The organism is Romboutsia timonensis, assembly GCF_900106845.1.
In the GTDB taxonomy this organism is placed as follows: Bacteria; Bacillota; Clostridia; order Peptostreptococcales; family Peptostreptococcaceae; genus Romboutsia; species Romboutsia timonensis.
The window spans coordinates 76,392-98,402 of record NZ_LT629846.1; the positions used below are offsets into that span (position 1 = coordinate 76,392).

At 29.3% G+C, this 22,011-nt stretch carries 23 protein-coding genes and 1 rRNA gene (1 of these 24 cut by a window edge); all 24 read left to right on the forward strand.

The window, feature by feature from the left end:
- Positions 1–38 precede the first annotated feature (38 nt).
- Complete coding sequence (gene yabG / locus BN7997_RS00385; RefSeq protein WP_071118907.1) at positions 39–899, forward strand: sporulation peptidase YabG; 861 nt, start codon at positions 39–41, stop codon at positions 897–899.
- 145 nt (positions 900–1,044) lie between these two features.
- Complete coding sequence (locus BN7997_RS00390) at positions 1,045–1,311, forward strand: Veg family protein (protein ID WP_071118908.1); 267 nt, start codon at positions 1,045–1,047, stop codon at positions 1,309–1,311.
- Positions 1,312–1,406: 95 nt separating this feature from the next.
- Positions 1,407–2,957 carry a DUF3794 and LysM peptidoglycan-binding domain-containing protein gene (locus BN7997_RS00395; protein WP_071118909.1) on the forward strand — a complete coding sequence of 517 codons (1,551 nt, stop codon included), beginning with the start codon at positions 1,407–1,409 and terminating at the stop codon, positions 2,955–2,957.
- 165 nt (positions 2,958–3,122) lie between these two features.
- Positions 3,123–4,013, forward strand: a complete 891-nt coding sequence (gene ispE / locus BN7997_RS00400) for a 4-(cytidine 5'-diphospho)-2-C-methyl-D-erythritol kinase (RefSeq protein WP_071118910.1) — start codon at positions 3,123–3,125, stop codon at positions 4,011–4,013.
- Positions 3,997–4,677: a GntR family transcriptional regulator gene (locus BN7997_RS00405; RefSeq protein WP_071118911.1), complete on the forward strand. Its 681-nt coding sequence runs from the start codon at positions 3,997–3,999 to the stop codon at positions 4,675–4,677. Before ispE ends, BN7997_RS00405 begins: the two co-directional genes overlap by 17 nt.
- A 397-nt stretch (positions 4,678–5,074) precedes the next feature.
- Positions 5,075–5,731: a stage II sporulation protein R gene (spoIIR, locus tag BN7997_RS00410; RefSeq protein WP_242873360.1), complete on the forward strand. Its 657-nt coding sequence runs from the start codon at positions 5,075–5,077 to the stop codon at positions 5,729–5,731.
- A 24-nt stretch (positions 5,732–5,755) separates the two neighbouring features.
- Positions 5,756–6,274: a cell wall hydrolase gene (locus BN7997_RS00415; protein WP_071118913.1), complete on the forward strand. Its 519-nt coding sequence runs from the start codon at positions 5,756–5,758 to the stop codon at positions 6,272–6,274.
- Between the two features lie 142 nt (positions 6,275–6,416).
- A complete protein-coding gene (locus BN7997_RS00420) occupies positions 6,417–7,484 on the forward strand; it encodes a D-alanine--D-alanine ligase family protein (protein ID WP_071118914.1) in 1,068 nt (355 codons plus the stop codon).
- Positions 7,485–7,498: 14 nt separating this feature from the next.
- Positions 7,499–8,299, forward strand: a complete 801-nt coding sequence (gene murI, locus BN7997_RS00425; protein WP_071118915.1) for a glutamate racemase — start codon at positions 7,499–7,501, stop codon at positions 8,297–8,299.
- A gap of 72 nt (positions 8,300–8,371) precedes the next feature.
- The gene (locus BN7997_RS00430; protein ID WP_071118916.1) at positions 8,372–8,788 is read left to right on the forward strand and encodes a YwiB family protein; all 417 of its coding nucleotides are present in this window, start codon (positions 8,372–8,374) and stop codon (positions 8,786–8,788) included.
- Positions 8,789–8,966: 178 nt separating this feature from the next.
- Positions 8,967–10,352: a tRNA lysidine(34) synthetase TilS gene (tilS, locus tag BN7997_RS00435; protein ID WP_071118917.1), complete on the forward strand. Its 1,386-nt coding sequence runs from the start codon at positions 8,967–8,969 to the stop codon at positions 10,350–10,352.
- A 32-nt stretch (positions 10,353–10,384) separates the two neighbouring features.
- Positions 10,385–12,361, forward strand: a complete 1,977-nt coding sequence (ftsH, locus tag BN7997_RS00440; RefSeq protein ID WP_071118918.1) for an ATP-dependent zinc metalloprotease FtsH — start codon at positions 10,385–10,387, stop codon at positions 12,359–12,361.
- A gap of 86 nt (positions 12,362–12,447) precedes the next feature.
- Positions 12,448–12,813 (forward strand): transposase zinc-binding domain-containing protein, encoded by a 366-nt coding sequence (locus BN7997_RS00445; RefSeq protein ID WP_071118919.1) that lies wholly within the window; start codon positions 12,448–12,450, stop codon positions 12,811–12,813.
- Positions 12,810–13,085 (forward strand): hypothetical protein, encoded by a 276-nt coding sequence (locus tag BN7997_RS00450; RefSeq protein WP_071118920.1) that lies wholly within the window; start codon positions 12,810–12,812, stop codon positions 13,083–13,085. Before BN7997_RS00445 ends, BN7997_RS00450 begins: the two co-directional genes overlap by 4 nt.
- An 89-nt stretch (positions 13,086–13,174) precedes the next feature.
- The gene (locus tag BN7997_RS00455; RefSeq protein ID WP_071118921.1) at positions 13,175–13,396 is read left to right on the forward strand and encodes a hypothetical protein; all 222 of its coding nucleotides are present in this window, start codon (positions 13,175–13,177) and stop codon (positions 13,394–13,396) included.
- Positions 13,397–13,633: 237 nt separating this feature from the next.
- Positions 13,634–14,611 carry a biotin--[acetyl-CoA-carboxylase] ligase gene (locus BN7997_RS00460; protein ID WP_071118922.1) on the forward strand — a complete coding sequence of 326 codons (978 nt, stop codon included), beginning with the start codon at positions 13,634–13,636 and terminating at the stop codon, positions 14,609–14,611.
- Positions 14,604–15,581, forward strand: coding sequence for a P1 family peptidase (locus BN7997_RS00465; protein WP_071118923.1), 978 nt, complete (start codon positions 14,604–14,606; stop codon positions 15,579–15,581). The genes BN7997_RS00460 and BN7997_RS00465 overlap by 8 nt, the downstream gene beginning before the upstream one ends.
- A gap of 125 nt (positions 15,582–15,706) precedes the next feature.
- Positions 15,707–16,393: an ECF transporter S component gene (locus tag BN7997_RS00470; protein ID WP_330385843.1), complete on the forward strand. Its 687-nt coding sequence runs from the start codon at positions 15,707–15,709 to the stop codon at positions 16,391–16,393.
- An 18-nt stretch (positions 16,394–16,411) separates the two neighbouring features.
- Positions 16,412–17,182: a type III pantothenate kinase gene (locus BN7997_RS00475; RefSeq protein WP_071118924.1), complete on the forward strand. Its 771-nt coding sequence runs from the start codon at positions 16,412–16,414 to the stop codon at positions 17,180–17,182.
- Positions 17,183–17,259: 77 nt separating this feature from the next.
- Entirely contained in the window at positions 17,260–18,234 is a 975-nt protein-coding gene (gene dusB, locus BN7997_RS00480) for a tRNA dihydrouridine synthase DusB (RefSeq protein WP_071118925.1), read from the forward strand.
- Positions 18,235–18,336: 102 nt separating this feature from the next.
- Positions 18,337–18,816, forward strand: coding sequence for a transcription elongation factor GreA (gene greA, locus BN7997_RS00485; RefSeq protein WP_071118926.1), 480 nt, complete (start codon positions 18,337–18,339; stop codon positions 18,814–18,816).
- Between the two features lie 20 nt (positions 18,817–18,836).
- On the forward strand, positions 18,837–20,357 hold the full coding sequence (gene lysS / locus BN7997_RS00490; RefSeq protein ID WP_143023135.1) for a lysine--tRNA ligase: 1,521 nt from the start codon (positions 18,837–18,839) through the stop codon (positions 20,355–20,357).
- 568 nt (positions 20,358–20,925) lie between these two features.
- A complete protein-coding gene (locus BN7997_RS15700) occupies positions 20,926–21,099 on the forward strand; it encodes a hypothetical protein (RefSeq protein WP_195906785.1) in 174 nt (57 codons plus the stop codon).
- 253 nt (positions 21,100–21,352) lie between these two features.
- Positions 21,353–22,011: ribosomal RNA gene (locus tag BN7997_RS00495) — 16S ribosomal RNA — on the forward strand (it continues 844 nt past the right edge of the window).

A 22,011-nucleotide genomic window follows, 5' to 3' on the forward strand; every position in this document is an offset into this window, starting at 1 on the left:
TATCATATATTAATATAACTATAGCTAGGAGGCAAGTTATGAAAATTGGTGATATAGTAACTAGAAAATCATACAACAAAGATATAATATTTAAAATAGTTGGATTTGGTATAGATAATAAAAATGAAAAGATAGCTATTTTAAAAGGTGTAGCATTTAGGGTAATAGCAGATGCATACTTAGAAGACTTAGAAGTTGTAAAAGTATCAGATATAAAACAGATATTAATAGATCCTACAGTAGAAAATTTAATATATAAATCAGTTAGAAGTGCCCAAGATAGAGAAAAGAAAATGAATAGAGCTGTGCCAAAATTACAAGCAAATCCAAATGTTTACGGTATACCAGGAAAGGTACTACAAATAGACGGAGATAAGGAATACTTAAAAATATGTTTAGACGTATATACAGAGCTTGGAATACCTGCAGTAGGTGTAGCTATACCTGAAGAAAATCAATATAAAGAGATAATTAATCTCTTAGAAAAACACAATCCAGATATATTAGTTATAACTGGTCATGATGCTCTTACATCTAGAAAAGGAAATATTACAGATTTAAATAACTATAGAAATTCTTTAAACTTTATCAAAGCAGTAAAGCAAGCTCGTAAATGGGAACCTAACCTAGATAATTTAGTTATATTTGCAGGAGCATGCCAATCGAATTATGAACAGCTAATAAGAGCTGGAGCTAATTATGCTAGTTCACCAGGAAGAATAATGATACATGCATTAGATCCAGTATTTGTAGTTGAAAAGATTGCTTGCTCAAGGATAGATACTATAGTTCCTATAGAAGAAGTCATAGAACAGACTGTAACAGGTTTAAAGGGTATAGGAGGTTCTGAAACAAGAGGAAAATTTAGATGGGCTATGCCTAAATCTATGTTATATTAAAAAAAATAAATAATATGACAAATATGGCAAAAAAATATATTGACTTTTTTATTAAAAGTATATAAAATAATTAGTTTAAACATTTGACAAAAAATTGTACTTATGATATTATGTAAACATACAAACGTTTAAAGAAGGTGATATTATGGCCACTGTTCAAACTCTAGATAAGATAAGGGAAAGTTTAGAGAGGCATTTAGGTAAGAAAATACTACTTAAAGCTAACAAGGGAAGAAAACAAGTTGTTACAAAAAAGGGAATTTTAGAAAAAGTTTATCCGAGTGTGTTTGTTGTAAAGTTAGATAGTGACAATGAAGGTTGTTCTAGAGTATCTTATAGCTACTCAGATTTACTAACATCTAATGTAAAATTGCAAGTATTTAGAAATCAAGATAAATTACACGTAAGTTAAAAAATTATACCTATCAAAAATAGGTGTAATTTTTTTTTTGTATATTAAATATAAATATAGTGTGATATTTATATTTAATATATGGGGAGGCCAGTATGGAATTAATAAAAGATATAATAAAAGTAGATAACAGAATAGACTTTGGTAAATTTCAAACATTTATAGAAACAGAGGCAGTTGTGCCTGATAAGAAATCAGATGTATATGAGATAATAAAAACAGAAGGGTACATATCTTTAAAGAAAGTAGAACTTACAGAAGGGAAAGTACTTTGTAGAGGTAGCTTTAACTACAATGTAATATATACGACAGATGATAAAACAACAGTTTCAAATGTAGATGGTAAGATAGACATAAATGAGGTTATAGAAAAAGATAACATAGTTTCTGATATGGAATATATGTTATTCCCAGAAGTAGAGCATGTAGATTGCACTATAATGAATGAAAGAAAAATAAGAGTAGGAGCTCTTATTAATTTAAGAGGAAGTATATTTGACAAGCAAAGACTAGATATAGTAAAAGATGTTGCTCAAGTTGAAGGTGTTCAAAAACATAGAAAAGAAATAAGCTATCAAGATATTGTAGGTATAGAAAAATCAGAAAGTGCAATAAGAGATACTATAACTATAAATACAGAAGAAGTTCAATCAATAATAAGTTTAAATCCATATGCTAAAATAAAAGAAACTAGAGTATCTGATAATAAAGTTATAGTTGGTGGAGTAGTAGAAATAAATCCTTTAGCTTGTACATATGATGGAGAATTAGTTGAATTAGATAAGATAGGAATAGATTTTACGCAATTTATAGAAGTTCCAGGTGCATGTGAAGGTATGACAGAAGAAACTTTATTATCTATGGAAGAATTCAATTATGTATTTAAACAAAATAATGAAAGTAATAGTGGTTTACTAGAAATAGATTGTACAGTTGAATGCAAAGTAAAAGTTACAGATGAAATAACAAGAGAGATTTTACAAGATGCTTACTCTCCTGAGAAAATAATAAAATTCGATTATAGAACAATGGAAGTAAACAAAACAATAGAATCTGAAACAGAAAGTTTTGTTGTAAGAGAAACTATAAAAAATAGTAATGATGATATACAAATAAAAGATATAGTAAGTGTTTGCCCATCTATATCTATAGAGAATTCTTATGCAGAAGGGGATAAGAGTATAATACAAGGTATAATAAAAATTGATATACTATATGTTCCTGTAGAAGGTCTAAAATCAGTTTATAGAATAAGTGAAGAAATACCTTTTGAACATGATATAACAATAGATGATTTAACTGATACTTGTAATATATTTAATACAGTTTCTATAGAAAAATTAGAAGTTGATTTAAATAGAGATGATATAGATTTATCAGTGAAAATAAAAAGATTTATAGAAGCAGTAGATAAAAAGACAGAAAGTTTTATAGTGAAGGGTGAAGATTTAGGAGAATATGACTTATCTAAAGCACCAAGTATAATAGTATATATATGTAAAGAAGGCGATAATCTTTGGAATATAGCAAAAAAATATAACACAACAGAGTCTGAAATAGCAGAATTAAATGAATTAAAAATAGAAGAACCATTAAAACCAGGTAAATGCTTAATTTTAGAAAAAAAAGTAGCAGTGTGTGATTAATATAAACTTATTTTATTAAAATATTTATATATAAAGCAAGTAATTATAATTAGTGGTTATTAAAATAAAATAAATAGGGGATTATAGTCCCCTATTATTTTATTTTTTGTAGTATAATATAAGTATTGAGCATTAAACGCATTATAAATACTTAAGGAGGCTAAAATGAGTTCAATAGAATTAAAAAGCAGAGCTAAAATAAATTTATCAATAGATGTGCTAGGAAAAAGAGAAGATGGATATCATTTAGTCGAAATGATAATGCAGACAATAGATTTATATGACATCATAAAGATAAAAGAAATTGAGATAGATGAAATTAATATAAACAGCAATAGTTCCGATATTCCTTTAAATGAAAATAATATTGTTTATAAGGCAGCAAAAGTATTGAAAGATCAATTTAACATAAAAAATGGTGTAGAAATATTTATAGAAAAAAATATTCCAGTAGCAGCAGGTATGGCTGGAGGAAGTAGTAATGCAGCTGCAGTTCTAGTAGGGCTTAATAAACTTTGGAAACTTAACTTATCAGAAGTGAGGTTACAAGAAATAGGGCTTAAATTAGGTGCGGATGTTCCATTTTGTATATCAGGAAATGCAGCTTTAGCACAAGGAATAGGAGAAGAATTAACTTATATAAAAGGACTATCTAAAGATACAGTTATATTAGTTTGTAAACCGAATTTATTTGTATCAACAAAAGAAGTATATGAAGGACTAGATTTACAAAATATTAAAAATAGACCAGATAATAAATTCTTGATAGAATGTCTAAAAAAAGGGAATATAAATTTATTAGCAACAAATATGGTAAATGTACTTGAAACTGTAACAAGTAAAATGCATGAAGAGATAAAAGATATAGAAAAGGTAATGTTAGAAAATAATGCTTTAGGTTCTATGATGAGTGGAAGTGGGCCTACAGTTTTTGGGTTATTTGATAAAGAGGAAGATGCATTAAGTACAAAGGGAGAACTACTAAAGAAATATAACCAAGTTTATGTTGTCAGAAGTAGTGAAAAAGGAGTTGAAGTTAATGGAGAATTTAACTAAGTTAAATTTAGATGAGTACAAACCACTAAGAGATGTGGTATTTGAGAACTTAAGGGGAGCAATAGTAGAAGGAAGATTAAAGCCAGGAGAAAGGCTTATGGAAGTTCAATTAGCTGAGCAATTAGGTGTAAGTAGAACGCCAGTAAGGGAAGCTATAAGAAAACTAGAATTAGAGGGGTTAGTTGTTATGCTTCCAAGAAAAGGTGCTTATGTAGCTAATATGTCATTAAAAGATTTAATAGACGTATTAGAAATAAGGGCTAGCTTAGAAGGCTTAGCAGCATCTCTTGCTGCTGAAAGAATAACAGATGAAGATATAAAAAAATTAGAATCTATAGTAGAAGAATTTAAATATGGTATAAATGAATCAAATGTAGAAGCCTTATTAAGAAAAGATGTAGAGTTTCATGAATGTATATTTAAATCTACAAATAATAAAAAATTGCATCAATTAATAAATTCTTTATGGGAGCAAGTTTATAGATTTAGAGTTACGTATATATCAGACTATGATTCTACTGTAAATATAATAGAAGAACATAAAATGATATTAGATGCTATAAAAAGAAGGGATAGTAAGCTTGCTAAAAAGTATGCTATGGAGCATATTCAAAAGGCTGAAAACTTTATGATAGAAACGACAGTAAATAATAAAGAATTATAAAAATAAAAATCATTGGATTAATTTAAGATAATTAAATTTGTCCAATGATTTTTTTGTATATTAGATAACTATAAATTATAAAAAATTATGCATAAACAATAAATTAATAACAAATAATTTAAGAAAAATATTTTTATAATAAAAAAACTCATTGTGCAAGTTAATTATAATTATTGAACATGCTAGAGTCTAACAAGCTATATTTTAGTAGTTAAAAAACTTTATATAGTAATTTCAAATAGTAATTTCAATATGTTTATTAAAATAACTAGCACAACAGATTAAAAAGTGATTAGTTATATTTATACGATTAAATTAAATTTTTATTAGCTTAGCTAGTATAAATTAATTTAAAGTGGTAATACTCAAAATAGTAATATTTTGAGGGGGATTAATGATGGTTAATAAAATAAAAATAAGATTAAGTATATTAATATTAAGTTTAATTTCAATTATATCAATTATGACAATATCAATAAGTGGGGAAGTAAAAAAAATAAGTACAGCATCAGAAGATTATAAAGATAAACTTATAAGATTTCATGTGATAGCAAATAGTGACTCAGAGGAAGACCAAAATTTAAAATTAAAAGTAAGAGATGCTATTATAAATTATTTACAACCTAAATTATTAGAATCAGAAAGTATAGAAGAAAGTGAATTAATAATAAAAAAAGAATATGATGAACTTGAGAAAATAAGTAAAAATATTATCTTAGAAAATGGATATGACTATGATGTTAAAGTAGGAATTGACTATAGTAAATTCCCTACAAAACAATATTCTAATGTAGTACTTCCAGCAGGTGAGTATAAAGCATTAAGAATAATAATAGGTGAAGGAAAGGGAAAAAATTGGTGGTGTGTTATGTTTCCACCACTATGCTTTGTAGATGAACAAAAAGGTATAATAGATAAAGATACAGATGATAAGTTAAGAGAAGTATTAACTGAAGAGGAGTATGAATTAATATCTCAAAAAACTAGTAAGCAAGTAGATAGAGTTCAAATTAAATTTAAAATAGTAGAAATAATACAAGATATAATCAAATAGAAAATTAAAGGAGTGACAAAATTTATGGATAGGTGTTATAAGCTTAAAGTTTTAATAATAGTTTTAACTTGTGTGCTTATTCCTACAAGCTTAATATACTCAAATGAATTAGATACAAATTCTAATATAAAAGCATCTCCTATTCAAGCTAAAACTGTTAAACAACAAAAAAGAGAAGTAATAAATATTACAAATGAAGAATTATTACTTTTATCTAAGTTAGTTACAGGAGAAGCTCGAGGGGAAAGTTATGAAGGACAAGTTGCTGTAGCTGCAGTAGTTATAAACAGGGTAAAAGATCCAAGGTTTCCAAATACTATAAAGGATGTTATATATCAGAAAAATGCATTTTCTGTAGTTAAAGATGGATCTATAAATATGCAACCTACAGAGTCAGCATATACTGCTGCACAAGATGCATTGTATGGTAATGATCCAACTAATAATGCAATCTATTTTTGGAATCCGGATATAGCTACATGTAATTGGATAAAGACACTAAATCCATATATGAGGATAGGAAATCATGTATTTGCGAAATAGTTGAAAATATATACTTCAAATACTAATAAAGGTGCGTTTGCTCCTTTATTTTTTTGTTAAAATAAATTATAATAATCATTTAGATAACAAAATGCATATAATGGTTAATATTAACAAATATTTGAAGAAAGGTGAGCATATTATGAGTAAAATAAATGTGGCTTTAATATTTGGTGGAAAATCTGGTGAACATGAAGTTTCACTATTATCAACAGCGTCGATTTGTAAGCATATTAATAGAGATAAATATAATGTTTTTACTATAGGAATAACAAAAGAAGGAAGATGGATGTTTTATGATGGAAATGAAGAAAACATCAAAGATGGAAGTTGGGTTAATTTAGCTAATCCAAGTGTTGAGATAAACTTAATACCTTCAGGAAATAAAGAAGTTGGATTAAAATTTGAAGATGGAAGAGTAGAAAAGATAGATGTATTATTTCCAGTGTTACATGGTCCATACGGAGAAGATGGTACAATACAAGGATTATTTGAAATAAGCCAAATACCATACGTAGGATGTGGGGTTTTAGCATCTAGTGTAGGTATGGATAAACTTATATGTAAAAAGGTATTCTCACAAATAGGATTACCACAAGTAGATTACACATATACAAATAAATGGGAATTTAATATAAATAAAGATCAAGAATTAGACAAGATAGAAGAAAAATTAAACTACCCTATATTTGTAAAACCAGCTAATCTAGGTTCAAGTGTAGGTATATCTAAAGCTATAAATAGAGAAGAACTTCTAGTTGGTATAGAAGAAGCTTTAAAATATGACTCAAGAATAGTTTTAGAAAAAGGTATAAATGCTAGAGAAATAGAAGTTGCTGTTATCGGAAATGGAGAAGTTAAAGCATCTATAGCAGGTGAAATAAAGCCAGCTAAAGACTTCTATGATTATGAAGATAAATATATAAATGGTACTTCAACTTATGATATACCAGCAAATATAAAAGCAGAAGATATGGAAGATATAAGAAGAATGGCAATAGAGGCATTCAAAGGAATCGATGGAAAAGGACTTTCTAGAGTAGATTTCTTTATAGATAAAGATTCAGGTGAAATATTTATAAATGAAATAAATACATTACCAGGATTTACAAATATAAGTATGTATCCTAAGATGTGGGAAGCTACAGGTTTAGAATACTCTAAACTTATAGATAGACTTATAGAGCTAGCACTAGATTCTAAAAAGTAAAGTAGGTGTTACAAATGAATAATAGGCCTATAGGTGTGTTTGATTCAGGACTAGGGGGTCTTACAGTATTAAAAGAAATAATGAAAATCACACCAAATGAAAATATAGTTTATTTTGGCGATACAGCCAGAGTTCCTTATGGACCTAGATCTAAAGAGACAATAATAAAATATACTTTTCAGGCTATAGACTTTTTAATTTCAAAAAATGTAAAAGCTATAGTAATAGCTTGTAATACAGCAACGGCAAGAGCATTAAAAGAAGCAAATGAAAAGTATGATTTGCCGATAATTGGAGTTATAGAAGCAGGTGCAAAGACTGCAGCATATACTACTAAGAATAAAATAGTGGGAGTTATAGGAACTGATGGGACTATAAGGTCAAAAGCATATAATATAGAAATTGCTAAAATAGATCCAGAGATAAAAATAGTAGATAAAGCATGTCCTTTATTTGTTCCTATAGTAGAAGAAGGATGGGCAAATACTGACATAGCATCATTAACTGCAAGAAGATACTTAGAAGAGTTAATGGATAAAGGTATAGATTCTTTAGTATTAGGATGTACACATTATCCACTGCTAAAGAGAACAATCGGAGAAATTGTTGGAGAAAATGTTAAGTTAGTAAATCCTGCAAGAGAAACCGCAAAAGATTTAAAGAGAATACTAGAAAATGATAATATACTTAGAGAAGAAACTGAAGAAGATCCTAAGTATGAGTATTATGTATCAGATATACCAGAAAAATTTGCTTCTATTGCAGAAGAATTTTTAAAGAAAGAAATAGATGACATAAAAAGCGTAAAAATATAACAATATTAATTATGAGTATAAACTTTGAGCAAGAAGCTTAAAGTTTATACTTGTTTTAGGAGAGGATTTATTTTGGAGGCAAAACTAAAGATACTTACAAAACAATATGATGAAGTTGGAACAGTAGATACTATAGAGGTAGATACTATAGGAAAAATATTTGAAAAAAATAAAGATATATATGTAGTTTATGAAGAAATTGAAGAAGATCAAAAAATAACAACTACAGTAAGGATATCTGATGATGAAGTTTCTATAAAAAGATTTGGAAATGTAAATTCTTTAATGGTATTTAAAGAAAAGCATAAGCATTTGACGAAATATAGAACAAATCAAGGTCTATTTATAATAGAAACAGAAACAAATAAATTAGTAGTTGATAAAAGTGAAAAAAATTATATAAAATTAAATATAGAATATAATATAAATATATTAGACTTATTTAAAGGAAAAAATGAAATAAATATATTAATAGAGTATAATATATAATGCGGTTTATAAATTTTATAGAAGGTAGTTAAAATACTACCTTTTATTTAATTTATTTGGTATTATAATAGTTATATTAAAGTTTGTATATTTTAAAAATTTATACAAGGGATTATAGTTTTTTTATAGAAAACTATAGATACGAGTTATAAAAAAACTAAATGTAAGAGGTATAAATATGGTTTTTGAAAAAGTGCTAAGCACTATAAATAAACATAACTTAATAGAGTCAGGAGACAAGATTGTTATAGGAATATCTGGAGGACCAGATTCTGTTTGTCTATTGCACATATTAAGTAGACTTAAGGATAAACTAGATATAGAATTATATGCAGCCCACTTAAATCATCAAATAAGAGGAATAGAAGCACAAAAAGATGCTTTATATGTTTCAGAGATATGTGATGAAATGGGAATAACGTATTTTTTAAAGTCTATAGATGTTCCTAAATATTGTAAAGATAATAGTCTATCGATAGAAGAAGGGGCAAGAAAACTTAGATATGAAATGTTTGATGAGATAAAGAAAAGAACTAAATCAAATAAAATAGCAATTGGACATAATTTAAACGACCAAGCGGAAACGGTTTTAATGAGAATAATGAGGGGAACAGGTCTTCAAGGTCTTAGAGGTATAGAATATGCTAGAGAAAATGGTGTAATTAGACCACTTCTAGATATAGAAAGAAAAGATATAGAAGAATACTGTAAAGTACATAATTTAAATCCTAGAATAGATGAAAGTAATTTAGAAAATATTTATACTAGAAATAAAATTAGATTAGAATTAATACCATATATGACGGATAATTTTAATACTAATTTAATAGAATCTATAGTAAGGATGAGTAATAGTTTAAGAAGTGATAGTGATTATATTGAAGCTGAAGCTGAATCTAAGTTTAAAGATATATGCAAAGTTACTTCTGATACAGTAGACATAAAAATAAATGGTTTTAGTAAGTTGCATAATGCAATAAAGGTAAGGGTTTTAAGAAAAGGTATAAAATCTATTTTAGGTGATACGAATTTTATAGATCAAAAACACATAGAAGATGTATTAGAATTTGAAAGTGAATCTAAAATTAATAAGATGTTAACTCTTCCAAGAGGTGTATTTGTATATAGAAAGCAAGATTGTATAACATTAACTACTACAGAAATAGTTACTGAGGAAATAGATTTCTTATATAATATACCTAACAATGGATTTGTTAAGATAAAAGAAACAAATATTATAATTGAAACCCAAACAATGACTATAGATAGATATAAAAATGGAAAAGTAGACAAAATGTCTAAAGGGTTTGATTTAAACAAAATAAAAGGGGGTATGGTTGTACGTAGTAGACAGCAAGGTGATAAAATAAAACTTGCAGGAGGATCTAAAAAAATTAAAGATCTATTTATAGACTTAAAAATACCAAGAGAAGAAAGATGTAAGGTACCTGTAATAGCTGATGAACAAGGTATATTACAAGTTGGTAAATATAAGTCTAGTGAAAATTATAAAATAGATGAAAAAACAAAAGAAGTCTTAAAGGTTACCTTTAAGAATCTATAGAATAAAAACAACGTATGAAAGGAGGGCTTCTTTTGAATAAATTTTTCAAAGGAATAGGTTTCTACCTAGTAATTTTTATAATAATTGTAGGTATAGTTCAGTTTTCAGGAAAACCTACACAGAAAGTAGAGACTTTAGAATTTTCAAAAGTATATAGAGAATTAACAAATGAAAATATATCGCGACTATATTTTGTAAGTGATACAGCAGTAGAAGGTACTATAAAGGATTCAAATACTAAATTTAGATCTTATGTACCTAAAGAGATAATGGGAGACACTCTTTCAAAAGAGGTACTAGATCAAGCTAAAGAAGGTAAAATTGTTTTTGGTGGAGAAGCTAAACCATCTACACCTTGGTTTGTAGAACTATTACCTACTTTATTATTAATATTCTTTATGGTAATACTTTGGTTTGTATTTATGAATCAGTCTCAAGGCGGAGGCGGAAGAGTTATGAACTTTGGTAAATCAAAAGCTAAGGTTCATAAGGATGATGAAAAAACAAGAGTAACATTTAAGGAAGTTGCAGGATTAAATGAGGAGAAAGAGGATTTACAAGAAGTTGTTGATTTCTTAAAGAATCCTAAAAAATATATAGAACTAGGAGCTAGAATACCAAAGGGTATACTTATGGTAGGGCCTCCTGGTACAGGTAAAACTTACTTATCAAGAGCTGTAGCTGGAGAAGCTGGAGTACCATTTTTCAGTATAAGTGGTTCTGATTTCGTTGAAATGTTTGTTGGGGTTGGAGCATCTAGAGTTAGAGATTTGTTTGAACAAGCTAAGAAAAATGCACCAGCAATAATATTTATAGATGAAATCGATGCTGTTGGTAGAAAAAGAGGAGCTGGTCTTGGCGGAGGTCATGACGAAAGAGAGCAAACTCTTAACCAATTACTTGTTGAAATGGATGGTTTCGGAGTAAACCAAGGTATAATAATAATGGCTGCTACAAACAGACCAGATATATTAGACCCGGCTTTACTTAGACCAGGAAGATTTGATAGACAAATAGTTGTAGGTGCACCAGACGTAAAAGGTAGAGAAGCAATATTTAAAGTGCATTCTAAGAATAAGCCTTTAGCAGATGATGTAAACATAGAAGTATTAGCAAGAAGAACACCTGGATTTACTCCAGCTGATATAGAAAACTTAATGAATGAAGCAGCTATACTTACTGCTAGAAAAAGAGAAAAGAAAATTCATATGGAAACTATAGAAGAAGCTATAACAAAAGTTATAGCAGGTGTAGCTAAAAAATCTAGAGTTATAAGTGAACCTGAAAGAAAACTTACTGCTTACCATGAAGCAGGGCATGCAGTTTGTGCGCATGTACTACCTCATGTAAGCCCAGTACACCAAGTTACAATAGTTCCAAGAGGAAGAGCTGGAGGATTTACTATGCAACTTCCTGTTGAAGATAAGTTCTATGCAACTAAAAATGAAATGAAAGAAAACATAGTTGTGTTACTTGGTGGTAGAGTAGCTGAAGAATTAACTTTAGATGATATATCTACAGGAGCATCAAATGACTTAGAAAGAGTTTCAGCAACTGCTAGAAATATGGTTACTAAATATGGTATGAGTGAAAAATTAGGACCTATGACATTTGGAGACTCAGATGATGAAGTATTCTTAGGAAATAGCTTTGCAAGTAAGCAGAATTATTCTGAAGAAGTAGCTTATGAAATAGATAAGGAAATCGGAAGAATAGTTGATGAGTCATACAAGCAAACTAAAAAGATACTACAAGATAATATGGATAGGCTAGAATATGTAGCTAAAGCATTATTAGTATATGAAACACTAGATGCAGAACAATTCTTAAAAGCATTTAATAAAGAATTGCCATTAGATGTCTTAGAAACAAAAAAAGATGACGAAACAAATAATAGCGAAGCAATCGAAAAGAAAGAAACTTTATCTAGAGAATTACAATCAGATACTGATTTAAATAGAAGAGATGAATTTTCTCAGGGAAAAATAGATAAAGATGAAAATAAATAATAAAAAAGAGCCTTTAAGGCTCTTTTTTACTTACAAGGACATTATATTACATTTAAACCTGTGGAAAACTTCTGTATAATAGTGATATGAATAAGTGTAGAAGATATAAAAAAAGTAAAATTATAAATATAATTTTAAAAAATCATTTTGAAAAATTTAAAGAAGATAAGTTATCAAGAATAAAAAGTAAAGAAATGCGTCAGCATATAATTAATGTAATAGAAAAAGCATTGAATTGTGGAAATATAGAGCATGGATATATAAAACATAAATGTTTGAACTGTTATGAAGAATATATTCATGGATTTTCATGTAAAAGTAAATTCTGTACTAAGTGTGGGAGAATGTATTCAATTAAATGGTCTGAAAAGCAAGCAGAGAATATGTTAAATGTAAAGCATAGACATGCAGTATTTACAATACCAGAAGAATTAAGAAATTATTTCTNATGAAACAAAGAAATATATTTGAATTAATTCAGAAACAGAAAAATAAGAAGAGAAGTTTTAAAGAAAGATTGATAGAAACTTTTGGAGTAAATCCATTTATATGTACTAGTTGTGGTAATGAAATGATGTTATGGGAAATTTGGTATCGTAAATATGGTTTGATATATAATGTATTGAATAAATCAAATTATAAAAATATTATTAATGAAATAGATGAATTTAAGCCAATAAGAATAGTAGATACCAATAAAAGTGAACGAATATGCTTATTTTAAAAGGGTTATTTTGGAAATATGAGTAACCTTATTTTGTCGTACTCAAAATAAGGTATAATATAAAAAATAAAATTTTTAGGAGTATGACTATGTTAAAAGAATTAGAAGAGATGAGTATTGGTCAAAAATTATATAATTACCACTGTAAGTCATGTGGATTTGAAAAAGGAGTGCCAGAATTTCTTATTGAAGAATTTAGAATGGATATAATATTTGGAGCGATAGATCCGCTAGAAGATGAGCCTATGCCAGAACTAGTATGTCCTAATTGCAGAGCAAAATTTGAATACAAAAAAACTGACGACCGTTAGGTGTCAGTTGAGGTGACCTATTTATAGGTCATTTTTTATATATAGAAAGATAGTATTAAATAAAAAATATAAATAATTTATATGAAAATATAATTAACTATCCAATAAATTTCAAAATAGACACTATAAAAAAATAGAGTTTTTAATGTTAGAGGTACAAATTAAAGACTATATATTAACTTATATAGATATAATGTATAATTTATAATAATTACTAATATTGAATAGAGGTTGGACATGAGAGATAAAATAATAGAAACTATACTTGATAGTAAGGATGAATTTATTTCAGGAGAAGAATTATCTAAAAAGTTAGGTATATCTAGAGCTGCAATATGGAAGCATATGAAAGTTCTAAAAGAAGAAGGATATAATATTGAATCTGTAAATAGGAAAGGGTATAGATTAATAGAAGACCCAGAAGATTTGCTAACATATCAAAATATTTCTCATAAACTAGAAACTAAGATTATGGGGAACAACATAGTTCATTTTGAAACTATAGACTCTACTAATGATTATGCTAAAAAAGTAGCATCACAGGAACCCGAGGGAACTGTGATTATTAGCGAGGAGCAAACAAAAGGAAAAGGAAGAATAGGTAGGCAGTGGCATTCTAAATCTAAAGAAGGTATTTGGATGAGTATTATATTAAAACCAAATATGATACCTCAAAAAGCTCCCTTTATAACTTTGATAGCTGGGGCTAGTATAGCTAAAGTTTTAAATGATTTAGGGGTGCAAGCAAATATAAAGTGGCCAAATGATATTATAATAAATAATAAGAAGGTTGCAGGTATTCTTACTGAACTATCAGCAGAAATCGATAGAATAAATTATATTATCCTAGGAATAGGTATAAATGTTAAAACTATGGAGTTTTCCCAGGAAATATCTGAAATTGCGACTTCATTATATAAAGAAGGCCATAAAATATCTAGAGTTGATATAATAAGAAAGATATTAAAGGAATTTGAAAATTTATATTTACAGTATATAAATAAAGAATTAAAGGAAGAAACGCTAGATATATGTAGACAACACTCTGCTATTATAGGAAAAGATGTGTACTTGATTAAAGGTGAAGAAAAAGAGTTAGTTAAATGTTTAGATATGAATCAAGAGGGTAACTTAGTAGTACGAACTAAAGATAATATTATAAAGGAAATTATGTCAGGAGAAGTATCGATAAGAGGAGTAAAGGGATATGTATAATAATATATTAGATGTTAAAGGATTAAAAGTAGGACAAGTTGAGGATAGAAATGGATTAACAGGATGTACAGTTGTTATATGTGAGGAAGGCGCTGTATGTGGCGTTGATGTTAGAGGAGGAGGTCCAGGTACACGAGAAACAGACCTATTAAATCCTATAAATATGATTCAAAAAGTACATGCAGTGGTTTTATCTGGTGGTTCAGCTTTTGGACTAGAATCTACATGTGGTGTAAGTAAATATTTAGAAGAGAATAACATAGGTTTTGATGTAGGTGTTGCTAAGGTACCTATAGTTGTAGGAGCAGTATTGTTTGATTTAGGAGTTGGAAATCCGAAGTCTAGACCTAATATAGAGATGGGATATAGAGCTTGTCAGGTAGCAAGTGATACAAAGTTAAACCAAGGTAATTTTGGTGCAGGTTGTGGAGCTACAGTAGGTAAAATAAAGGGTATAGAGTATGCTATGAAGGGTGGAATAGGTAGTCATTCAATTAAACTTCCTAATGGATTGGTTGTATCTGCTTTGGTTGCGGTTAATGCTTTTGGTGATGTATATGAAAATGGAAAAGTGATAGCAGGGGTTATGGATGATGAAAAGAAAAATGTGCTAAATAGTTATGAGTTGATGAAAAATGGAGTTAATAAAGGAGGATTTAGTATAGATAATACTACAATAGGAATTGTAGCTACAAATGCTAAATTAGATAAAGCGGGATGTAAGAAAGTATCTCAAATGGCTCATAATGGATATGCAAAAGCAATATTCCCTATACATACTCCTCATGATGGAGATACTATATTTACTATGGCTACGGGAGAAGTTGAAACGGATATTACCCTTTTAGGATCTTTAGCTACAGAGGTTGTAGAAAAAAGTATAATAAATGCAATAAAAAATGCGGAGTCTATAGGAGAAATACGTTCATATAAAGATATAGCTCGTACTCAAGAATTATTGACAATGTAAATTACTATTGATACAATTGTTTTGTTATAGCAGGTATCTAATTTTTAGAGCTTGACTTTACTATAGCGAAAAATAAAATTTAGAAGTCCGGCATCTTTTATGAGCTGGAACGGAGGTGTATTTTTATGATGAATTTAAAGTCATCGAAAGAAGAAGTGTCAAATCCATCAGAACTAAAAGTTGTGGAAGCAGAAGTTGTGATGGAATCACCAGAGGTTTTGAAAGTTAAATCAAGACCTGTAAAAAAGGTTGATGTTAGAAAAATGGCGATAATAGGAGTATTAGCGGCAATTTCTATTATGTTATCTATGACGCCTTTAGGGTTTATTCCTATAGGACCAACAAATGCAACTATAATGCATATACCTGTAATTATAGGTGCAATAGTAGAAGGACCTTTAGTTGGTATTACGGTAGGATTTATATTTGGAGCGACAAGTTTATTAAAAGCGCTTACTATGCCTACAATAACTTCTTTTGCATTTATAAATCCATTGGTATCTATATTACCAAGGATGCTTATAGGTGTAATAGCTTATTATGTTTATAAGCTTACTATTAAATTTACTAAGAATGTTTTTGTATCTGGGTGGATAACAGGAGTTGTAGGATCTTTAGTTAACACAGTAGGTGTACTAGGGATGATATATATATTGTATGGAGCTAGATATGCTGAGGCTTTAGGAGAAAGTGCATCAGCAGCAAAAACTTTAATATTAACACTAGGAGCAACAAGCGGAATACCAGAAGCTATTGTTGGAGGCTTTGTTGTATCAGCTGTTTGTATAGTTTTTAATAAAAGGAAAAAATAGAAGGAAGGTTAATGATATATGCTTTTAGTATTTGACGTTGGAAATACCAATATGGTTTTAGGGCTATATAAAGGTAAAGAGCTTATAAAGTATTGGAGAATAACTACGGATAAATATAAAACATCTGATGAATATGGGATTTTAATAAGTAACTTATTCCAATATGAGAATATAGATATGAACTGTGTAGAAGATGTTATAATATCATCTGTAGTGCCTGATGTTATGCATTCTCTTGAAAACTTTTGTAAAAAGTACTGTAAAAAAGAACCTAAGGTTGTAGGTCCTGGTATAAAGACAGGATTAAATATAAAATATGATAATCCTAAACAAGTTGGAGCTGACAGAATAGTGAATGCTGTTGCATGTGTTGAAAAATATGGTACGCCTGTTATAGTCGTTGATTTTGGGACAGCTACTACATTCTGTGCAATAACAAATAATGCAGAGTATTTAGGTGGAACTATAGCACCAGGTATAAAAATATCTAGTGAAGCATTATTCCAAAGAGCTTCTAAACTACCTAGAGTTGAACTTGTTAAGCCAGGTACAGTTACATGTAAGAATACAGTATCTGCTATGCAAGCTGGTATAATATATGGCTATGTAGGGCTAGTTGAAAAAATAATAGATATGATGAAGAAAGAGTTAAATCAAGAAAATGTTAAAGTTATAGCTACAGGTGGATTATCTACTCTTATTGCTTCAGAAACTAAAAGTATAGATCATGTAGATAGATTTTTAACACTAGATGGTTTAAGAATTTTACACGAAAAGAACAAAGAATAGCATAGGGGAATTGGGTAATATAAATCCAATTCCTTTTTTTAAATATTAATAAATTTTAAATTTAGGAGGAGACAAAAATGAAAATAGGCAACTTAAATTTAGATAATAGAGTTTTTCTATCACCTATGGCTGGAGTAACAGACCTTCCATTTAGACTGATTTGTAAAGAACAAGATTGTGGAATGTTGTATACAGAAATGGTTAATGCAAAAGCTTTATGTTATGACGATCAAAATACTAAGAAAATGTTGAAAATAGAGGAGGAAGAACATCCTGTTGCAATACAAATATTTGGTTCGGATCCAGAATATATGGGTGGAGCTGCAAAAATATTAAATTCATATCCAAATGAAATATTAGATATAAATATGGGATGTCCAGCACCTAAGGTTGTAAAAAATGGTGATGGATCTGCTCTTTTAAAAAATCCTGAATTAGCAGCTAAAGTTTTAAAGGCTGTAGTAGGGAACTCTGAAAAACCAGTTACTCTTAAAATAAGAAAAGGTTGGGATGATACATGTATAAATGCAGTAGAAATTGCTAAAATTGCAGAAGATTGTGGAATAAGTGCAATAGCTATACATGGTAGAACAAGAGAGCAATATTATTCAGGTAAAGCAGATTGGGATATAATAAGACAAGTTAAAGAAAATGTAAGTATTCCTGTTATAGGAAACGGAGATGTATTCGAAGTAGAAGATGCAATAAATATGTTAAATCAAACTAATTGTGATGCTATAATGATAGGTAGAGGAGCACAAGGAAACCCTTGGATATTTAAAAGGATAAATCATTATATGCAAACTGGTGAAATATTACCAGAACCTACATTAGAAGAAAAAATAAATACTGCTAAAAAACATTTAAAACTAGCAGTAGAGGAACATGGAGAATATGTTGCTGTAAGAGAGATGAGAAAACATATTGCTTGGTACTTAAAAGGACTTAGAAATTCAGCTAGAGTTAGAGACGAAATAAATAAAATTGAAAGCTATGAAGAGGTAGTTAATAAGCTAGAAAGCTATATGCAAGACTGCTTGACATTAGAATAATAGTAATCTATAATATACCGCATAAATTAAAACAAAATATGTAATAATCTAAATAAGCTTTGGGAGAAATCCCAAATACATAGTGAAGGAGTTGTAGGGGTTATGGAAGATAAGAAGGAAATACTTTTAACTCAAGAAGGATATCAAAAATTAGAAGATGAATTAGAAATATTAAAAACTGTAAGAAGAAGAGAAGTAGCTGATAGAATAAAAGTTGCTATATCTTTTGGAGACATCTCAGAAAATGCTGAGTATGATGAAGCTAAAAACGAGCAAGCTCAAGTTGAAGAAAGAATAATAAAATTAGAATCAATGATAAGAAGAGCAGTTATCATTGATGAAAGTAAAATAGATTCAAATGTTGTAACAATAGGTTCAATAGTTAAAGTAAATGATATGGATTTTGAAGAAGAAGTTGAATATACAATAGTTGGTTCAGCGGAAGCAGATCCATATGAAGGTAAAATATCAAATGAATCTCCAGTAGGAAAAGCTCTTCTAGGAAGAACTATAGGAGATATAGTAGATGTTCAAGTTCCAGATGGAGTGGCTAAATTTGAAATATTAGAAATAAGAAGATAATAAATTGAGGAGGTAAGTCTATGAACAACGATCAAATGAATAATGATCAACTTCAAGAAGATCTTACAGAAGTACTTAGAGTAAGAAGAGATAAATTAGCTAAATTACAAGAAATGGGTAGAGACCCTTTTAAAGTTAGCAGATATGATAGAACTAGCAATTCTACAGAAATAAAAGGAAACTTTGAAGAATTCGAAGGTAAAGTAGTAAAAATAGCTGGTCGTATAATGAGCAAAAGAATCCAAGGAAAAGCTGGATTTATAGATATACAAGATCAAAATGGAAGAATCCAATGCTATGTTAGATTAGATAGAATAGGTGAAGAAGAATACTCTATATTCTCTACATATGATATAGGGGATATAATAGGTGTTGAAGGTGAAGTATTCAAGACTAAGAAAGAAGAAATATCTGTAAAAGCTAATGAAGTAGTTTTATTGTCTAAATCACTTCAAGTTTTACCAGAAAAATATCATGGATTAAAAGACCAAGATTTAAGATATAGACAAAGATATGTAGACTTAATAGTTAATCCAGAAGTTAAGGATGCGTTCTTAACAAGAACTAAAGCTTTAAAAGCTCTAAGATCATACTTAGATGAAAGAGGATTCTTAGAAGTTGAAACACCAATATTAAATACTATAGCTGGTGGAGCAAATGCTAGACCATTCGTTACTCACCACAATACATTAGATATACCAATGTATATGAGAATAGCTAACGAATTATACTTAAAGAGACTTATAGTTGGTGGATTTGATAAAGTATATGAAATGGGTAGAATGTTCAGAAATGAAGGTATGTCTATAAAGCATAACCCAGAGTATACTGCAATAGAATTATACCAAGCTTATGCAGATTACACAGACATGATGGAAATAACTGAAAATGTTATAGCTCATATGGCTGAAGCTGCTACAGGAAGCATGAAAATAAACTACCAAGGAACAGAAATAGACTTTACACCTCCATGGAGAAGAATGACTATGGAAGAGTGTGTTAAGGAATACACTGGTGTAGATTTCTCTACTATAAACACAGATGAAGAAGCTTTAGCGGTAGCTAAAGAAAAAGGGATAGAAATAACTCCTGGAATGAGAAGAGGAGAGGTTATAAATGCATTCTTCGAAGAATTCGGTGAAGATAAGTTAATACAACCTACATTTATAACTCATCATCCAGTTGAAGTATCACCTCTTGCTAAGAGAAATGTAGAAGATCCAAGAAAAACAGATAGATTTGAAGCTTTCGCTAACAGATGGGAATTAGCTAATGCATTCTCTGAGTTAAATGATCCAATAGACCAAAAAGGAAGATTTATGGATCAATTAAGAAAGAAAGAATTAGGTGATGATGAAGCTTGTGATATGGATGAAGACTTCATAAATGCTTTAGAAGTAGGTTTACCTCCTACAGGTGGTCTTGGAATAGGTATAGATAGAGTTATGATGTTATTAACTAATTCTCCATCTATAAGAGATGTTATATTATTCCCTACAATGAAACCTATAGAAAATAACCAAAACAAAATAGAAGAATAATATTTACATAAAAAGGATTGTGTGTGATTTATAATCAATGCACAATCCTTTTTTTATAAATATAAAGAATCTAAGTTTTAAACTATAACTGATCATTAAGAGGTGTAAACTATATAATATTATGATTTATATAAAAGTATAAATTGAAATATTTATTTTTAACTTTGGAGGTATGTAATTATTTATGGAGTGTAGTTGTAGATTTAAGAAGTTATATCAATAATTAAATATAATTCAAGAGGATAAAAGTAATGTATATGGGTTTGATGATGTTGAATTTATTGGATATGTTATTACTTTTACTATAAGACATAAAAAATATATAGGTGAAATTAAAGAAAATTTAATAGCTTGATTAAAAATATTTTTAGTATGAAATGTAAGTTTTAGATAAAAATATAAACACTAAACTTCAGTAAAGTATATAAAAAAATGTAAATAAATTAATTTTAGTGAAAAAAATAAAAGTAAAGTATAGCATTATAGAATTATAAAACGAAATTTTTATAAAGGAAATTATAATAATCCTTAAGAATATTAACTAAAATATTAATTTGGGGGAAGTGCTATGAGTCAAATAATTAATTGGATATGTTTAATAAGTGTGATTTTATTAGTGTTAGATGTTATGATTTATTTTTGTAATGATGTTATAAAAATTTATAATAAGTCAATAAGAATAAAAGCTAGACCTGTTGGAAAAACAAGAACTTACGTATATGAAGATAAAATTGCAAAATAAAAAATAAAAAAAGTTTAAAAAAAGTGTTGACGATATGATTAGGAGATGGTATAGTTATACTTGTCCTTGAGAAAAGGGCAAAACAAAAGAAAACAACTTAAAAAAATAAGTTGACAAAGAAAAGTAACTTTGGTAAACTTAAGAAGTTGAAAGAAAGAACTTTGAAAATTAAACAGTAGGTTAATTTATAGAATTGAAACTAACAAACCAAGCCAGATATTCAGATAATGATAGTCTGAGCAGGTAACAACTTTTATTTGAGAGTTTGATCCTGGCTCAGGATGAACGCTGGCGGCGTGCCTAACACATGCAAGTCGAGCGATCTTCTTCGGAAGAGAGCGGCGGACGGGTGAGTAACGCGTGGGTAACCTGCCCTGTACACACGGATAACATACCGAAAGGTATGCTAATACGAGATAATATGCTTTTATCGCATGGTAGAAGTATCAAAGCTCCGGCGGTACAGGATGGACCCGCGTCTGATTAGCTAGTTGGTAAGGTAACGGCTTACCAAGGCGACGATCAGTAGCCGACCTGAGAGGGTGATCGGCCACATTGGAACTGAGACACGGTCCAAACTCCTACGGGAGGCAGCAGTGGGGAATATTGCACAATGGGCGAAAGCCTGATGCAGCAACGCCGCGTGAGCGATGAAGGCCTTCGGGTCGTAAAGCTCTGTCCTCAAGGAAGATAATGACGGTACTTGAGGAGGAAGCCCCGGCTAACTACGTGCCAGCAGCCGCGGTAATACGTAGGGGGCTAGCGTTATCCGGAATTACTGGGCGTAAAGGGTGCGTAGGTGGTTTCTTAAGTCAGAGGTGAAAGGCTACGGCTCAACCGTAGTAAGCCTTTGAAACTGGGAAACTTGAGTGCAGGAGAGGAGAGTGGAATTCCTAGTGTAGCGGTGAAATG

What these genes read in the sequence shown, in the direction of transcription:
- yabG (WP_071118907.1), top strand. Translation starts at nt 39, where the DNA reads ATGAAAATTGGTGATATAGTAACTAGAAAATCATACAACAAAGATATA.
- BN7997_RS00390 (WP_071118908.1), top strand. Translation starts at nt 1,045, where the DNA reads ATGGCCACTGTTCAAACTCTAGATAAGATAAGGGAAAGTTTAGAGAGG.
- BN7997_RS00395 (WP_071118909.1), top strand. Translation starts at nt 1,407, where the DNA reads ATGGAATTAATAAAAGATATAATAAAAGTAGATAACAGAATAGACTTT.
- ispE (WP_071118910.1), top strand. Translation starts at nt 3,123, where the DNA reads ATGAGTTCAATAGAATTAAAAAGCAGAGCTAAAATAAATTTATCAATA.
- BN7997_RS00405 (WP_071118911.1), top strand. Translation starts at nt 3,997, where the DNA reads ATGGAGAATTTAACTAAGTTAAATTTAGATGAGTACAAACCACTAAGA.
- spoIIR (WP_242873360.1), top strand. Translation starts at nt 5,075, where the DNA reads ATGGTTAATAAAATAAAAATAAGATTAAGTATATTAATATTAAGTTTA.
- BN7997_RS00415 (WP_071118913.1), top strand. Translation starts at nt 5,756, where the DNA reads ATGGATAGGTGTTATAAGCTTAAAGTTTTAATAATAGTTTTAACTTGT.
- BN7997_RS00420 (WP_071118914.1), top strand. Translation starts at nt 6,417, where the DNA reads ATGAGTAAAATAAATGTGGCTTTAATATTTGGTGGAAAATCTGGTGAA.
- murI (WP_071118915.1), top strand. Translation starts at nt 7,499, where the DNA reads ATGAATAATAGGCCTATAGGTGTGTTTGATTCAGGACTAGGGGGTCTT.
- tilS (WP_071118917.1), top strand. Translation starts at nt 8,967, where the DNA reads ATGGTTTTTGAAAAAGTGCTAAGCACTATAAATAAACATAACTTAATA.
- BN7997_RS00450 (WP_071118920.1), top strand. Translation starts at nt 12,810, where the DNA reads ATGAAACAAAGAAATATATTTGAATTAATTCAGAAACAGAAAAATAAG.
- BN7997_RS00455 (WP_071118921.1), top strand. Translation starts at nt 13,175, where the DNA reads ATGTTAAAAGAATTAGAAGAGATGAGTATTGGTCAAAAATTATATAAT.
- BN7997_RS00460 (WP_071118922.1), top strand. Translation starts at nt 13,634, where the DNA reads ATGAGAGATAAAATAATAGAAACTATACTTGATAGTAAGGATGAATTT.
- BN7997_RS00465 (WP_071118923.1), top strand. Translation starts at nt 14,604, where the DNA reads ATGTATAATAATATATTAGATGTTAAAGGATTAAAAGTAGGACAAGTT.
- BN7997_RS00470 (WP_330385843.1), top strand. Translation starts at nt 15,707, where the DNA reads ATGATGAATTTAAAGTCATCGAAAGAAGAAGTGTCAAATCCATCAGAA.
- BN7997_RS00475 (WP_071118924.1), top strand. Translation starts at nt 16,412, where the DNA reads ATGCTTTTAGTATTTGACGTTGGAAATACCAATATGGTTTTAGGGCTA.
- dusB (WP_071118925.1), top strand. Translation starts at nt 17,260, where the DNA reads ATGAAAATAGGCAACTTAAATTTAGATAATAGAGTTTTTCTATCACCT.
- greA (WP_071118926.1), top strand. Translation starts at nt 18,337, where the DNA reads ATGGAAGATAAGAAGGAAATACTTTTAACTCAAGAAGGATATCAAAAA.
- lysS (WP_143023135.1), top strand. Translation starts at nt 18,837, where the DNA reads ATGAACAACGATCAAATGAATAATGATCAACTTCAAGAAGATCTTACA.
- BN7997_RS15700 (WP_195906785.1), top strand. Translation starts at nt 20,926, where the DNA reads ATGAGTCAAATAATTAATTGGATATGTTTAATAAGTGTGATTTTATTA.